Source organism: Syntrophomonas sp. UBA5494 (assembly GCF_002426325.1).
In genome coordinates, this window is the sequence record NZ_DIPG01000048.1 from 1 (window position 1) to 12,575 (window position 12,575).

Consider the following 12,575-nt stretch of genomic DNA (forward strand, 5'->3'; position numbering starts at 1 on the left):
TCACTTCCATTAACAGCTAAATTTAGAAAACAGCGAGTTTCGGTTGGGAAGGTTATTATCCTTCCCAACTAGACACCCGGATACGTGTACAAGTGAAGCCAGCTAAGGAGGTTTAACAAGCGTGAATGGCCAACAGAAAGTAAGGATTAGACTAAAGGCATTTGATCACAAACTGCTTGATCAGTCCTCACAGAAGATTGTGGATACTGCCAAGAAGAATGGATCTAATGTGTCCGGACCTATTCCCCTGCCAACCGAGAAGAGTATTTATACCATTTTGAGATCGCCTCATGTGAACAAGGATTCCCGGGAACAGTTTGAAATGAGGACTCACAAGCGCCTTATCGATATACTGGATCCTAATCCCAAAACAATTGATGCTCTGATGCATTTGGATCTGCCTTCAGGGGTGGACATTGAAATCAAATTATAAAACTTCCCCGGCTGCTTGCAAAACCAGTGGACTAAACAGGTTAGGGAGGCAGTCAGCCAGCTAAGAGAAGTGAAGTTGGAAACCACTTCCAACCTATCACTGAGAATTGACCGACAAGGAGGTAAAAAAATGGCTGGAAATCTGAATAAAGCAATACTTGGCGTAAAAATCGGCATGGCCCAGATTTTTGATGAAGCCGGCAAAGCGGTGCCTGTCACTGTGGTGGAAGCCGGGCCCTGTACGGTATTACAGAAGAAAAACGAAAATATCGATGGTTATAACGCTATTCAGGTAGGTTTTTACAACCTGAAAGAAAAACTGGCCAATAAGCCCATTAAAGGGCATTTTAAGAAAGCTAATGCGAAACCTTTGCGGTTTATCCGGGAGTTTCGCGTTGACAATGTAGACCAATACGAGGTTGGTCAGGATATTCAGGCGGATGTGTTCGAAAGCGGCGAATTGGTTGACGTGGTGGGGATCTCCAAGGGGAAAGGCTTTGCCGGAGGAGTGAAACGCCACAATTTCGCGCGGGGATCCATGGGACACGGATCAAAATACCACCGGCGTCCCGGTTCACTGGCAGCCAAAGGGCCGGCACGTGTTTTTAAAGGAAGAAAGTTGCCCGGTAGGTTAGGCGGGTCAAGAGTAACCGTCCAAGGCCTGAAGGTAGTAAAAGTCTATCCGGAAAGAAACCTGATTTTAATTAAGGGATCAATCCCTGGGCCCAAAAGAGGTCTTGTCACCATAAAGAATTCAGTCAAGGCATAAGCGCCGACAAAGGAGGGTAAATAAGTGCCTAAAGTAGCCATTTATAATATGAGCGGGGCCCAAATCGGAGAGCTTGAATTAAACGACCAGATATTCGGCATTACTCCCAATCAAGCGGTTCTGCATCAATTTATAAAAATGCAATTAAACAACCGTCGGGTCGGCACTGCTTCTACCAAGACACGGGCCGAGGTTCGTGGGGGAGGCAAAAAGCCGTGGAGACAAAAAGGGACCGGGCGCGCCCGGGTGGGAAGCAGCCGCAATCCAGTATGGAGAACCGGCGGGGTCACCTTTGGCCCTAAACCGCGTGATTATTCCTATACCCTGCCCCGCAAGGTAAGAAGGCTGGCTATGAAGTCAGCATTGAGCAGCAAGGTTTTGGACAACAACCTGATCGTTTTAGATGATTTAAAATTCGATCTTCCCAAGACCAAAGCCATGCTTCAAACCCTGGAATCCCTGCAGATAGATAAAAAAGCCCTGGTGGTCGTAGCTGATGTGGATCAGAACGTGATCAAGTCCGCCCGCAACATCCCGGGAGTTAAACCGCTGCCGGTGGATTACATGAATGTTTACGACCTGATGAATTACGATGTCCTGCTCATCACCAAGGATGCCGTTGCCAGGGTAGAGGAGGTATTTGCGTAAGATGAGAGATTACCGGGATATAATCATCAAGCCGATCGTCACCGAGAAATCGATGGGACTGCTGGCTGACAATAAATATACTTTCATCGTCGACAAAAGAGCCAATAAGACTGAGATCAAGAACGCCATTGAGAACATTTTCAATGTCAGAGTCGATAAGGTTTACACCATGATCGTGAAAGGCAAACCGAAACGGCAGGGGCGCAGCACCGGTTACACCCCGGATCGTAAGAAGGCCATAGTGATATTGAAACCCGGCCAGAAGATCAAGCTGTTTGAAGGCATGTAAGCCATCGCCAATGACGTTGCAAGGAGGGACACTAAATGGGCATAAAGAAATTCAGGCCTACCACACCCAGTAGAAGACAAATGACAGTGATGACCTTCGAGGAAATCACCAAAACCGAACCCGAAAAAAGCCTTACCGTTCCCCTGAAAAGCACTGGCGGGCGCAATGCCAAAGGGCGTTTGACTGTCAGGCACCGGGGCGGCGGACATAAACGCTTATACCGCATCATCGATTTCAAGCGGAACAAGGATCAGGTTCCAGCTAAAGTGGCGGCCATCGAATATGACCCCAATCGTTCGGCAAACATCGCTTTGCTACATTATAAGGATGGCAGCAAAGCTTATATCATCGCACCCCAGAATCTGAAAGTGGGGGACACCATCGTATCCGGCAGCGGATCCGATATCAAAGTCGGGAATGCCATGGCCTTAAAGGACATCCCGGTAGGCTCATTGATCCATAATATCGAGCTGCGGCCCGGCAAAGGCGGCCAGTTGGTCCGTTCCGCAGGGACTGTAGCCCAGCTCATGGCCAAAGAAGGCGCTTACGCCCATGTGCGTCTGCCTTCCGGAGAAGTCCGTTTGATACATGTCAACTGCCGCGCTACCATAGGTCAGATTGGCAACCTGGAACACGAGAACATGACTATCGGCAAAGCCGGCCGCTCCAGGTGGATGGGCATAAGGCCGACCGTTAGAGGCTCGGTCATGAACCCGGTGGATCACCCTCATGGCGGCGGTGAAGGCCGGGCCCCCATCGGACGGAAGTACCCGGTGTCTCCGTGGGGCAAGATCGCTATCGGCGGCAAGACCCGCAAGAAAAAACCTTCTGACAAGATGATCGTCAAGAAGAGGAAATAAAGGAGGTCTTTAGATGGCTAGGTCACTCAAAAAAGGACCTTATTGCGAAGAGAAGCTTTTAGCTAAGGTTGAACAAATGAACGAATCCAGTAAAAAGACCGTTATCAAAACCTGGTCGCGGCGCTCCACCATATTCCCGCAGATGATAGGGCATACCCTGGCGGTGCATGATGGCCGGAGACACGTTCCGATATATATTACCGAAGATATGGTTGGCATGAAACTGGGCGAATTCGCACCTACCAGAACCTACCGGGGCCATGCCGGCAAATCTGAAAAAACGAGCCGATCCAGGTAGAAAGGAGGCAGATTAGATATGGAAGCAAAAGCTATTGCACGTTATTTAAGAATATCTCCTTTTAAGGCGCGTCAGGTCGCTGATCTGGTGAGGGGTAAAAATGTAAAAGAAGCGGTCGGGATATTAAAGTACGCCAATAAAAGATCCGCTCCCTTGATCAATAAAGTATTGAAGTCCGCCGTGGCCAACGCGGAGCATAACTACGACATGGATTCCGACGATTTGTACGTATCCGCCATATTTGTAGATGAAGGGCCCACCATGAAGAGAATGCAGCCCAGGGCCTATGGCAGAGCCGATGTAAGACGCCATAGAACCAGCCATGTTACGGTGGTTTTAAAGGAAAGGGAGGTTAAATAGTGGGTCAAAAGGTACATCCTAAAGGATTTAGAATCGGCATTATTCGCGATTGGGATTCCAACTGGTTTGCTGACCGCGATTATACCGAACTGCTCCATGAAGACTATAAAATCCGCAATTACATCAAGGAAAGATTTTATACTGCCGGAGTTTCCAAGGTGGAGATTCAGAGGACCGGCAATCGTGTAAGGGTTACCATCCACACCGCCAAACCGGGTATCATCATCGGCCGCGGCGGGCAAGAAGTCGAGAATTTAAAAGCCGAATTAATAAAGATGACCAAAAAGAATGTCAATATAAATATCCAGGAAATCAAGCGCCCCGAGCTGGATGCGCAGATTGTAGCCGAAAACGTCGCTCAGCAACTGGAAAAGAGGATTTCTTTCCGCAGAGCCATGAAGCAAACCGTAGGCCGTACTATGAGAGCCAATGCCGTTGGCATCAAGATCGCTATTGCCGGACGCTTAGGCGGAGCCGAAATAGCGCGCACCGAATGGTATTCTGAAGGCAAAGTGCCCCTGCATACATTGAGGGCCGATGTTGATTACGGCTTTGCTGAAGCCAATACCACTTATGGCAAGATCGGCATCAAAGTATGGCTGAACCGGGGAGAGATTATGCCTGAGGCTAAACAGCGGCCCAAACAGGCTAGAGTGGAGGAGGCCGAAAGATAATGCTAACCCCAAAAAGAGTGAAGTATAGAAAACAGCACCGTCCCAGCCTGAAAGGCAAAGCCAACAAAGGCCATGAAGTCACCTACGGTGATTTCGCGTTGCAGGCTTTGGAACCAGCCTGGATTACCAACCGGCAGATTGAAGCAGCCCGTATTGCCATCAACCGTTATGTCAGAAGAGGCGGGAAACTGTGGATCAAGATATTCCCCGACCGGCCTCTGACCGTAAAACCGGCTGAGACCCGCATGGGTAAAGGCAAAGGCTCCCCGGAGCATTGGGTAGCCGTAGTAAAACCAGGCCGCATCATGTTCGAACTGTCAGGTGTTAGTGAAGAAGTTGCCAGGGAAGCGATGCGCTTGGCATCCCACAAGCTTCCCATCAAGTGCAGGTTCGTAAAAAGAGAAGAAATGGGTGGTGAGGTTAGTGAAAACTAGCAAAATCAGAGAACTAACCGACGAGGAATTAAGACAGAAGGTTTCGGACCATAAGGATGAGTTGTTTAATTTAAGGTTCCAACTTGCCACCGGACAGCTGGATAACCCTATGAGGATCAATGATGTTAAAAAGAACATCGCCAGGTGCAAAACTATTTTGAGGCAGCGGGAACTGGCCAAAGGCAATAGGTAAAAGGAGGTCAAAGGGTGACTGACAACCAGCATAACAGAAAAGTCAAGGTGGGGACGGTCAGCAGTGACAAGATGAATAAAACCATCACTGTCCGCGTGGAGACTGTCAAACAGCATCCACTGTATAAAAAGACCATCAAAACCAGCAAGAAATATAAAGCCCATGATGAAGACAATACTGCCAAAACTGGCGATGTGGTAAAAATCATGGAAACCCGGCCCCTGAGCAAGGATAAAAGATGGAAATTAATAGAAATCATTCACCGGGCCGAGACCTTACAATAGGGTCTTAAGGTCGAAAGGGAGGTTACACCGTGATTCAACAAGAAACGATGCTGCAGGTGGGCGACAACACCGGCGCCAAAAAGGTACTGTGCATTAAGGTGTTGGGCGGATCAACCCGGAAATATGCCACGGTTGGCGATATCATCATGGCCTCGGTCAAGGAGGCATCTCCCGGCGGTGTGGTCAAGAAAGGCGATGTGGTTAAAGCGGTGGTGGTACGCACCAAAAAGGAAATCAGACGGCCAGATGGCTCCTATATCGCTTTCTCAGAAAATGCCGCTGTGATTATAGATGATAATAACAATCCTAAAGGCACCCGTATTTTTGGGCCCGTAGCCAGGGAACTGCGCGATAGGAACTTTATGAAGATCGTATCTCTGGCCCCGGAAGTCCTGTAAAGATGGAGGTGTAAAAAGTATGAAAATTAAAAAGGGCGACAATGTCCTGGTGGTGACTGGAAAAGATGCTGGCAAAAAGGGGAAAGTCATCAGGGTATTACCCAAGAATAATAAAGTCGTAGTTGAAGGTATAAACAAGGTCAAAAAGCATCAGAAGCCCAGTCGCACCATGCCGCAAGGCGGGATTATCAATATTGAGGCCCCCTTGAATGCCTCCAATGTGATGCTGATATGTGGCAAATGCAATAAGCCTACTCGTGTCGGCAAAGCCGTTCTGGAGACAGAGAGAGCGAGAAAATGCAAAAAATGCGGAGAAATTCTGGACTAAGATTCTCCAGGAAGGGAGGCTAGCTATAGATGGCTAGGTTATATGAACAATATAAACAAGAAATCGTTCCTAAGTTAATGGAAAAATATCAATACAAAAATGTCATGCAGGTTCCTAAAGTTGATCGGGTCATCTTGAATATCGGCGCCGGGGAAGCCGTGCAAAACCCCAAAGCCCTGGATGGAGCGGTAAGTGACCTCACCATCATAAGCGGACAGAAACCGGTCATTACCCGGGCTAAAAAATCCATTGCCGGCTTCAAACTGCGTGAAGGTATGGCAATTGGCTGTAAAGTTACCTTACGCGGGGAGCGCATGTATGAGTTCCTGGATCGATTGATTAATCTGGCCCTGCCCCGGGTAAGAGACTTCCGCGGGGTATCTCCGCAGGCCTTCGACGGTCGGGGCAACTACTCTCTGGGGATTAAGGAGCAGACCATTTTTCCAGAAATCGAGTATGACAAAATCGACAAGATCAGAGGAATGGAAGTGGTGATCGTAACCACCGCCAACAATGATGAGGAAGCCAGAGAACTATTGAGAAGTATGGGTATGCCTTTCAGATAAGGAGGTTAGGGACTAATGGCTAAGAAGGCTCTTATTGCCAAGCAACAGCGTAATCAGAAATACGAGGTTCGTTCTTATAACAGGTGTAAGATCTGTGGAAGGCCGCGGGCTTATATGCGCAAATTCGGAATGTGCCGCATCTGTTTCCGTGAACTCGCACACAAAGGTGAACTGCCAGGGGTTACTAAGGCGAGCTGGTAAGTTGTAATATAAGGAGGTATTTAATATGGTCATGACTGATCCAGTAGCCGATTTCCTGACCAGGATTCGAAATGGCAATATGGTCATGCATGAAACCGTTGAGATTCCCTCTTCCAGGATAAAGCTGGCCATAGCCGCTATTATGAAGGAAGAAGGGTACATCAGGGATTATGAATACATTAAGGACGCTAAACAGGGAGTCATCAGGATTTACCTGAAATACGGTCCTAACAAAGAAAAGGTTATTACAGGCATTAAAAGGATAAGCAAACCCGGACTGAGGGTATATGTGAAAAGGGATGAGATCCCCAAGGTTCTGGGAGGATTGGGAACTGCAGTCATATCCACTTCGCAGGGACTGATGAGTGATAAAAAAGCTCGCAAGATCGGAATCGGCGGGGAAGTACTATGCTATATCTGGTAGCCAAAGGAGGGGTGAGCAATGTCTAGAATCGGCAAAAAACCTATTGAAATACCCGCAGGGGTAAGTGTTGAAATAGAGGCAGGAAAAGTTAACGTCACTGGCCCCAAAGGCACCTTGAGCCAGCATATCCCTGGGCAGATTACGATCAGCCAGGAGGGCAACAATCTGCTGGTAGAAAGACCCAATGACAGCAAGCAAAACCGCGCCTTTCATGGACTGACTCGCGCTCTGGTAGCCAATATGGTACAGGGGGTAAGCGCGGGTTTTGAACGGAAATTAGAGCTGGTCGGGGTCGGGTACAGGGCGCAGCTGCAGGGCAAAAAGCTGGTTATCAACATCGGCTTCTCCCACCCGGTAGAGGTTGATCCTCCCCAAGGCATCGAGTTTGAAGTGCCGGCTGTAACCAGGATTACCGTAAAGGGTATTGATAAGCAATTAGTTGGTAACACCGCTGCTCATATTCGTGCCATCAGAAAACCTGAGCCTTACAAAGGCAAAGGCATTAAATATGAAAATGAAGTTATCAGGCGCAAAGCCGGTAAGTCTGGATCCAGGTAACCTGGAAGGGAGTGATAATGGTTGTTTAAAAAATCCAGCAAGAAAAGCCTCAGGGACAAGAAACATAAGCGTATTCGCCTGAAAATATCCGGTACCAGCGCAGCTCCCCGTTTATGTGTTTATAAAAGCTTAAGCCACATCTATGCTCAGATCATTGATGACAGCAAGGGAGTCACCATGGTATCAGCTTCCACCCTGGAACCTGATCTCAGGGATTTGGCATCTCGTACCAATCAAGAAGCTGCTAAAGAGGTAGGGGCTGCTATCGCCCGCAAAGCCCGGGAAAAAGGCATTACCACAGTAGTGTTCGACCGCAATGGCTACAAATACCACGGCGGAGTTGCCGCCCTGGCTGATGCTGCCAGAGAAGGCGGTTTAGAGTTTTAGGATCAGCAATCAAGCTAGGAGGGAAAGGATGAACGAAAGAGAACAAGCCGCTCCTGAACTGATAGAAAAGGTTGTCAATATCAGGCGGGTCGCCAAGGTTGTCAAGGGCGGCCGCAGGTTTAGTTTCAGTGCCCTGGTAGTGGTTGGAGATGGTCTTGGCAAGGTAGGCACCGGCAAAGGTAAAGCGACCGAAGTGCCTGAAGCAATCCGCAAAGCGATTGAAAACGCCAAGAAAAATATGATCGAGATACCTTTGATCGATGAACGCACCATACCCCATCAGATACTGGGCAGATTTGGGGCTGGTCAGGTCTTGCTGAAACCAGCTTCGGCCGGAACCGGGGTCATCGCCGGCGGACCGGTGCGTGCGGTTTTGGAAGCCGCGGGTATCAAAGATATACTTACCAAGTCGTTGGGTTCTTCCAACTCCAATAACATGGTTCATGCCACTATGGAAGGGCTGAGGAGCCTTAAGAAGGCCGAAGCAGTAGCCCGTCAGCGCGGCAAGACCGTAGATGAGATTACGGGTTAGGGAGGAAATACTTGTGGCTAATATGATTAAGATTACCTGGACTAAAAGCTTCATTGGATGCCCTGAAACCCAGAGACTAACCGTTAAAAGTCTGGGCTTGAGAAAGCTGAATCAGAGTGTTATAAAACAGGATAGCCCTGAAATACGCGGCCAGATCAACAAAGTACAGCACCTGGTGTCAGTAGAAGAAGTAAACGAATAGAACAGGGAGGTTTTAAAGTGAAACTACATGAATTGAAATCTCCATCCGGCGCCAATAAACGAACCAAACGGATTGGCCGAGGAATAGGCTCCGGTCATGGGAAGACTTCCACCAAGGGCCATAAAGGGCAAAAAGCTCGGTCCGGCGGAGGGGTCAGGCCTGGCTTCGAGGGTGGACAGATGCCGTTGCAGAGGCGGATTCCCAAACGGGGATTTACCAATATATTTGGAACTCGTTATGCGATTGTCAACGTTAAAGATTTAAACGTTTTTAGCGATGGCACTGAGGTAACACCGGAGCTTCTCAAGGAGAACGGTATTATCAAGAGCATAAATGATGGCGTCAAGGTATTGGGCGATGGCGTTCTGGAGCGCAAGCTGGTCCTCAAGGTTCACAAAGTGAGCAAGCAGGCAGCAGAAAAAGTCACCGCCCTGGGTGGTAGAGTCGAGGTGATCTAATGCTAGGGTCATTACAAAAAGCAGTTAAAGTAGGAGACCTGAGGCAAAAGCTGCTCTTTACCCTTTTCATGTTTCTGGTTTTCAGATTAGGGGCGCATATACCGGTGCCCGGCATTGACGCGGATGCAGTACAAAAGTTCTTGAGCGGGCAATTGTTCAATTTCTTTGACATCATTTCCGGGGGAGCATTTAAGCGCTTCAGTATATTTGCTATGAGCATCACCCCCTACATCAACGCGTCCATCATCATGTCGCTCCTTACCGTAGTCATTCCCAAACTGGAGCGTCTGCAAAAAGAAGGCGAAGAGGGACGCAAGGTAATTGCCCAGTATACCAGATACGGTACTGTGGTTTTGGCCTTTATTCAAGCCATGGGTATGGCAGTAGCCCTGGGCCGCAATGGTGCAGTTGAAAACAATAACTTCTTTATGTACCTGTTTATCGCTATATGTTTGACTGCCGGCACCGCCTTGCTGATGTGGATAGGTGAAATGATTACCGAAAAAGGCATTGGAAACGGCATCTCGTTGTTAATTTTTGCAGGGATCGTCTCACGTATTCCCAGCCAGATATCCGGGGTTGGGCAGGAATTAGCCGGCGGGATCATCGGTTTTTTCAACATCTTATTGTTTATAGTCCTGGCTTTAGCCATTATAGTGGCCATTATCGCGGTTAATGAAGGGCAGAGAAGGCTGCCGGTGCAATATGCCAAAAGAGTGGTAGGACGAAAACTCTATGGCGGCCAAAGCACGTTCCTGCCCTTGAAGGTAAATACCGCTGGCGTTATCCCGATCATTTTTGCCTTATCACTATTGATGTTCCCGGCAACGATCGGGTCATGGATGGATCCAGCTTCAGGATTCAATGCCTTTTTGAACAATCACTTTCATCAGGGCAGTGCGCTTTACAACCTGATATATGCCTTGCTGATTGTATTTTTTACCTTTTTCTATATCTCGATTATTTTCAATCCCGCAGACGTGGCTGAAAATATCAAGAAATATGGCGGTTTTGTACCCGGCATCAGACCAGGCAGGCCGACTGCGGAATATATCGACAGGGTTTTGACCCGCTTGACACTGGCAGGCGGTGTATTCCTGGCTCTAATCGCAGTCCTGCCCAACTTTATTGTTTATGCCACACATGTGACCAGCCTGGCATTCGGCGGTACATCACTTTTAATTATGGTTGGTGTGGCTCTGGATACCATGAAACAAGTTGAATCCAACCTGTTGCTGCGCAGTTATGAAGGTTTTGTAAAATAGGGAGGCGGCTGGATATGAATTTAATTTTAATGGGACCTCCCGGGGCTGGAAAAGGAACTCAGGCCGATCTTATCAAAGCCTCTTATCCGGTTCCGCATATATCTACTGGAGATATGTTCCGGGAAGCTGTGCAAGAGGGTACCGAATTGGGGTTAAAAGCCAAATCTTTTATGGATAAGGGCCAATTGGTCCCGGATGAGGTGACTATCGGCATCGTGGAAGAGCGCCTGGCTCAGCCGGATTGTAAGGAAGGTTTTCTGCTGGACGGTTTTCCGAGAACTACGGTGCAGGCCCAGGCTCTTGATAAGGTCCTGTCCAGGTTGAACAGCAAGATTGAAGCCGCTATCAACATATTTGTTCCCGATGAGGTCTTGATTCAGCGCACTACAGGTCGGGTCAGCTGTTCTCAATGTAAATCGTTGTACCATATAGTTTTCAATCCTCCAGTTAAGGCCGGTGTTTGCGATAAATGCGGCGGAGAGCTTATACAACGCAGTGATGACCAGGAGGAAACCGCCCGCAACCGGCTCAAGGTTTATCAGCAGCAAACCAGCCCGTTGCTGGATTACTATGAAGCGCACGGGGTTTTGCATAGCATAGATGGTGACCGTGATACTCTGCAGGTATTTGCCGATATCCAAGCAGTATTGGCCGGTCTATAGAGGATCCGCAAATGGTTGGCAATGAGAGCGGAACCCAGGCAGGTCAGCTGCTGGCAAGCACGGAACCATTCCGATCAAACGGGGGTGGACGGCTATTTATGGAAGACATCCTGGGTAAAGTGGTTTATTCTAAAACAGGCCGGGATCAAGGCAGAATGTTTATTATTGTCGGAGTGATCAACGACCGTTTTGTAACCGTGGCGGACGGGAGCTTGCGGAAAATAGAAAATCCCAAGGTCAAGAATATCAAACATATTCAGTTTACTGGTGTTAAGGCGGATGAAATCGTTGCAATCATTAAAAGCGGCGAGACACCGGGAAACCATATCCTGCGCAAATACCTGAAAAATATTGGCACAACTGGGGTATCGGATGGGAAGGAGGTCTGGTAAATGGCTAAGGAGGATGTAATCGAGATCGAGGGCAAAGTGATTGAACCATTGCCTAATGCCATGTTCAGAGTGGAACTGGAAAATGGCCATAAGGTCCTCGCCCATATTTCGGGTAAGATGAGAATGAATTTTATCAGAATATTACCGGGGGACAGGGTGATGGTTGAGCTCTCCCCTTATGATTTGAACCGCGGCAGAATCACTTATCGTTTCAAGTAGGCACAGCCAAACGAGGAGGTAGACATCTTGAAGGTTAAACCGTCAGTCAAGCCCATGTGCGAGAAATGCAAGATCATCAAACGCAAGGGGCGGGTCATGGTGATTTGTGAAAACCCCAAGCATAAACAGGTTCAAGGTTAAATAATCGGAGGTGAAAAAATTTGGCAAGAATAGCTGGTGTGGACTTACCGCGGGACAAGAGAGTGGAAGTGTCGCTAACATATATTTTTGGTATCGGCAGGCCTTCCTCCAGGCAGATCCTGACCCTGGCAGGTATAAATCCTGATACCAGGGTGAAAGATTTAACCGAGGAAGAAGTTTCCAAGCTGAGGGAGATCATCGAGAAAAGCTATACAGTGGAAGGCGACTTAAGGCGCCAGGTCAGCATGGACATCAAGAGGTTGATGGATCTGGGTTGTTACCGGGGCATACGTCATCGGCGCGGCCTTCCGGTCAGAGGTCAGAATACCAAGACAAATGCACGCACCCGCAAAGGGCCTAAGCGCACTGCGGGGGGCAGGAAGAAATAGTTGGAAAAGGGGGATTCATAATTGGCCAGAAGAACAACCACCAGGGTTAAACGGCGTGAGAAGAAAAACATCGAGCATGGCATCGCTCACATCAAGTCAACCTTTAACAATACAATCATTTCCATCACCGACCGGCACGGCAACGCCATTTCCTGGTCCAGCGCCGGCACGGTAGGTTTCAAGGGGTCCCGCAAAAGCACGCCTTTTGCAGC

At 48.5% G+C, this 12,575-nt stretch carries 28 protein-coding genes; all 28 read left to right on the forward strand.

Annotated elements, in window-relative coordinates:
- Positions 1–121: 121 nt before the first annotated feature.
- On the forward strand, positions 122–433 hold the full coding sequence (gene rpsJ, locus B3W37_RS05460) for a 30S ribosomal protein S10 (protein WP_481041591.1): 312 nt from the start codon (positions 122–124) through the stop codon (positions 431–433).
- Positions 434–574: 141 nt separating this feature from the next.
- Positions 575–1,201, forward strand: a complete 627-nt coding sequence (rplC, locus tag B3W37_RS05465) for a 50S ribosomal protein L3 (RefSeq protein WP_481043040.1) — start codon at positions 575–577, stop codon at positions 1,199–1,201.
- A gap of 24 nt (positions 1,202–1,225) precedes the next feature.
- Positions 1,226–1,849: a 50S ribosomal protein L4 gene (gene rplD / locus B3W37_RS05470; protein WP_481041589.1), complete on the forward strand. Its 624-nt coding sequence runs from the start codon at positions 1,226–1,228 to the stop codon at positions 1,847–1,849.
- Between the two features lies 1 nt (position 1,850).
- Positions 1,851–2,138 (forward strand): 50S ribosomal protein L23, encoded by a 288-nt coding sequence (rplW, locus tag B3W37_RS05475; RefSeq protein ID WP_481041587.1) that lies wholly within the window; start codon positions 1,851–1,853, stop codon positions 2,136–2,138.
- 35 nt (positions 2,139–2,173) lie between these two features.
- A complete protein-coding gene (rplB, locus tag B3W37_RS05480) occupies positions 2,174–2,998 on the forward strand; it encodes a 50S ribosomal protein L2 (RefSeq protein ID WP_481041585.1) in 825 nt (274 codons plus the stop codon).
- Positions 2,999–3,011: 13 nt separating this feature from the next.
- Entirely contained in the window at positions 3,012–3,296 is a 285-nt protein-coding gene (rpsS, locus tag B3W37_RS05485; protein ID WP_481041583.1) for a 30S ribosomal protein S19, read from the forward strand.
- Between the two features lie 18 nt (positions 3,297–3,314).
- Positions 3,315–3,656: a 50S ribosomal protein L22 gene (gene rplV, locus B3W37_RS05490; protein WP_481041581.1), complete on the forward strand. Its 342-nt coding sequence runs from the start codon at positions 3,315–3,317 to the stop codon at positions 3,654–3,656.
- Positions 3,656–4,330, forward strand: a complete 675-nt coding sequence (gene rpsC / locus B3W37_RS05495; RefSeq protein WP_481041579.1) for a 30S ribosomal protein S3 — start codon at positions 3,656–3,658, stop codon at positions 4,328–4,330. Before rplV ends, rpsC begins: the two co-directional genes overlap by 1 nt.
- Positions 4,330–4,764 (forward strand): 50S ribosomal protein L16, encoded by a 435-nt coding sequence (gene rplP, locus B3W37_RS05500; protein ID WP_481041577.1) that lies wholly within the window; start codon positions 4,330–4,332, stop codon positions 4,762–4,764. Before rpsC ends, rplP begins: the two co-directional genes overlap by 1 nt.
- Entirely contained in the window at positions 4,754–4,957 is a 204-nt protein-coding gene (rpmC, locus tag B3W37_RS05505) for a 50S ribosomal protein L29 (protein ID WP_481041575.1), read from the forward strand. The genes rplP and rpmC overlap by 11 nt, the downstream gene beginning before the upstream one ends.
- A 14-nt stretch (positions 4,958–4,971) precedes the next feature.
- Positions 4,972–5,241 (forward strand): 30S ribosomal protein S17, encoded by a 270-nt coding sequence (gene rpsQ / locus B3W37_RS05510; protein WP_481041573.1) that lies wholly within the window; start codon positions 4,972–4,974, stop codon positions 5,239–5,241.
- Between the two features lie 29 nt (positions 5,242–5,270).
- Entirely contained in the window at positions 5,271–5,639 is a 369-nt protein-coding gene (gene rplN, locus B3W37_RS05515; RefSeq protein WP_481041571.1) for a 50S ribosomal protein L14, read from the forward strand.
- 19 nt (positions 5,640–5,658) lie between these two features.
- A complete protein-coding gene (rplX, locus tag B3W37_RS05520) occupies positions 5,659–5,967 on the forward strand; it encodes a 50S ribosomal protein L24 (RefSeq protein ID WP_481041569.1) in 309 nt (102 codons plus the stop codon).
- Positions 5,968–5,996: 29 nt separating this feature from the next.
- Positions 5,997–6,533, forward strand: a complete 537-nt coding sequence (rplE, locus tag B3W37_RS05525; protein WP_481041567.1) for a 50S ribosomal protein L5 — start codon at positions 5,997–5,999, stop codon at positions 6,531–6,533.
- Between the two features lie 15 nt (positions 6,534–6,548).
- Positions 6,549–6,734 carry a type Z 30S ribosomal protein S14 gene (locus B3W37_RS05530; protein WP_481041565.1) on the forward strand — a complete coding sequence of 62 codons (186 nt, stop codon included), beginning with the start codon at positions 6,549–6,551 and terminating at the stop codon, positions 6,732–6,734.
- 25 nt (positions 6,735–6,759) lie between these two features.
- The gene (rpsH, locus tag B3W37_RS05535) at positions 6,760–7,158 is read left to right on the forward strand and encodes a 30S ribosomal protein S8 (RefSeq protein WP_481041563.1); all 399 of its coding nucleotides are present in this window, start codon (positions 6,760–6,762) and stop codon (positions 7,156–7,158) included.
- An 18-nt stretch (positions 7,159–7,176) separates the two neighbouring features.
- Complete coding sequence (gene rplF / locus B3W37_RS05540; RefSeq protein ID WP_483175010.1) at positions 7,177–7,716, forward strand: 50S ribosomal protein L6; 540 nt, start codon at positions 7,177–7,179, stop codon at positions 7,714–7,716.
- 21 nt (positions 7,717–7,737) lie between these two features.
- The gene (gene rplR / locus B3W37_RS05545; RefSeq protein ID WP_481041559.1) at positions 7,738–8,103 is read left to right on the forward strand and encodes a 50S ribosomal protein L18; all 366 of its coding nucleotides are present in this window, start codon (positions 7,738–7,740) and stop codon (positions 8,101–8,103) included.
- 28 nt (positions 8,104–8,131) lie between these two features.
- Positions 8,132–8,635 carry a 30S ribosomal protein S5 gene (gene rpsE / locus B3W37_RS05550; RefSeq protein ID WP_481041557.1) on the forward strand — a complete coding sequence of 168 codons (504 nt, stop codon included), beginning with the start codon at positions 8,132–8,134 and terminating at the stop codon, positions 8,633–8,635.
- A 22-nt stretch (positions 8,636–8,657) separates the two neighbouring features.
- Positions 8,658–8,837 (forward strand): 50S ribosomal protein L30, encoded by a 180-nt coding sequence (gene rpmD, locus B3W37_RS05555; protein WP_481043038.1) that lies wholly within the window; start codon positions 8,658–8,660, stop codon positions 8,835–8,837.
- Positions 8,838–8,854: 17 nt separating this feature from the next.
- Positions 8,855–9,295: a 50S ribosomal protein L15 gene (gene rplO / locus B3W37_RS05560; protein ID WP_481041555.1), complete on the forward strand. Its 441-nt coding sequence runs from the start codon at positions 8,855–8,857 to the stop codon at positions 9,293–9,295.
- Entirely contained in the window at positions 9,295–10,560 is a 1,266-nt protein-coding gene (gene secY / locus B3W37_RS05565; protein WP_481041553.1) for a preprotein translocase subunit SecY, read from the forward strand. Before rplO ends, secY begins: the two co-directional genes overlap by 1 nt.
- A gap of 14 nt (positions 10,561–10,574) precedes the next feature.
- Entirely contained in the window at positions 10,575–11,222 is a 648-nt protein-coding gene (locus tag B3W37_RS05570; protein ID WP_483175013.1) for an adenylate kinase, read from the forward strand.
- A 98-nt stretch (positions 11,223–11,320) separates the two neighbouring features.
- Positions 11,321–11,614, forward strand: a complete 294-nt coding sequence (locus tag B3W37_RS05575; protein WP_483175014.1) for an RNA-binding protein — start codon at positions 11,321–11,323, stop codon at positions 11,612–11,614.
- The gene (gene infA / locus B3W37_RS05580) at positions 11,615–11,833 is read left to right on the forward strand and encodes a translation initiation factor IF-1 (RefSeq protein WP_481041547.1); all 219 of its coding nucleotides are present in this window, start codon (positions 11,615–11,617) and stop codon (positions 11,831–11,833) included.
- A 27-nt stretch (positions 11,834–11,860) separates the two neighbouring features.
- Positions 11,861–11,974 (forward strand): 50S ribosomal protein L36, encoded by a 114-nt coding sequence (rpmJ, locus tag B3W37_RS05585; RefSeq protein ID WP_481041545.1) that lies wholly within the window; start codon positions 11,861–11,863, stop codon positions 11,972–11,974.
- 20 nt (positions 11,975–11,994) lie between these two features.
- Positions 11,995–12,363, forward strand: a complete 369-nt coding sequence (rpsM, locus tag B3W37_RS05590; protein WP_483175015.1) for a 30S ribosomal protein S13 — start codon at positions 11,995–11,997, stop codon at positions 12,361–12,363.
- Between the two features lie 21 nt (positions 12,364–12,384).
- On the forward strand, positions 12,385–12,575 hold a 191-nt coding region (locus tag B3W37_RS05595; protein WP_483175016.1), incomplete at its 3' end, for a small ribosomal subunit protein uS11.

Coding starts and splice junctions, on each gene's coding strand:
- rplF (WP_483175010.1), top strand. CDS start 7,177: ATGTCTAGAATCGGCAAAAAACCTATTGAAATACCCGCAGGGGTAAGT.
- B3W37_RS05530 (WP_481041565.1), top strand. CDS start 6,549: ATGGCTAAGAAGGCTCTTATTGCCAAGCAACAGCGTAATCAGAAATAC.
- rplB (WP_481041585.1), top strand. CDS start 2,174: ATGGGCATAAAGAAATTCAGGCCTACCACACCCAGTAGAAGACAAATG.
- rplV (WP_481041581.1), top strand. CDS start 3,315: ATGGAAGCAAAAGCTATTGCACGTTATTTAAGAATATCTCCTTTTAAG.
- rplE (WP_481041567.1), top strand. CDS start 5,997: ATGGCTAGGTTATATGAACAATATAAACAAGAAATCGTTCCTAAGTTA.
- rplP (WP_481041577.1), top strand. CDS start 4,330: ATGCTAACCCCAAAAAGAGTGAAGTATAGAAAACAGCACCGTCCCAGC.
- infA (WP_481041547.1), top strand. CDS start 11,615: ATGGCTAAGGAGGATGTAATCGAGATCGAGGGCAAAGTGATTGAACCA.
- rpsH (WP_481041563.1), top strand. CDS start 6,760: ATGGTCATGACTGATCCAGTAGCCGATTTCCTGACCAGGATTCGAAAT.
- rplX (WP_481041569.1), top strand. CDS start 5,659: ATGAAAATTAAAAAGGGCGACAATGTCCTGGTGGTGACTGGAAAAGAT.
- rpsS (WP_481041583.1), top strand. CDS start 3,012: ATGGCTAGGTCACTCAAAAAAGGACCTTATTGCGAAGAGAAGCTTTTA.
- rplW (WP_481041587.1), top strand. CDS start 1,851: ATGAGAGATTACCGGGATATAATCATCAAGCCGATCGTCACCGAGAAA.
- B3W37_RS05575 (WP_483175014.1), top strand. CDS start 11,321: ATGGAAGACATCCTGGGTAAAGTGGTTTATTCTAAAACAGGCCGGGAT.
- B3W37_RS05570 (WP_483175013.1), top strand. CDS start 10,575: ATGAATTTAATTTTAATGGGACCTCCCGGGGCTGGAAAAGGAACTCAG.
- secY (WP_481041553.1), top strand. CDS start 9,295: ATGCTAGGGTCATTACAAAAAGCAGTTAAAGTAGGAGACCTGAGGCAA.
- rpsE (WP_481041557.1), top strand. CDS start 8,132: ATGAACGAAAGAGAACAAGCCGCTCCTGAACTGATAGAAAAGGTTGTC.
- rpmD (WP_481043038.1), top strand. CDS start 8,658: ATGATTAAGATTACCTGGACTAAAAGCTTCATTGGATGCCCTGAAACC.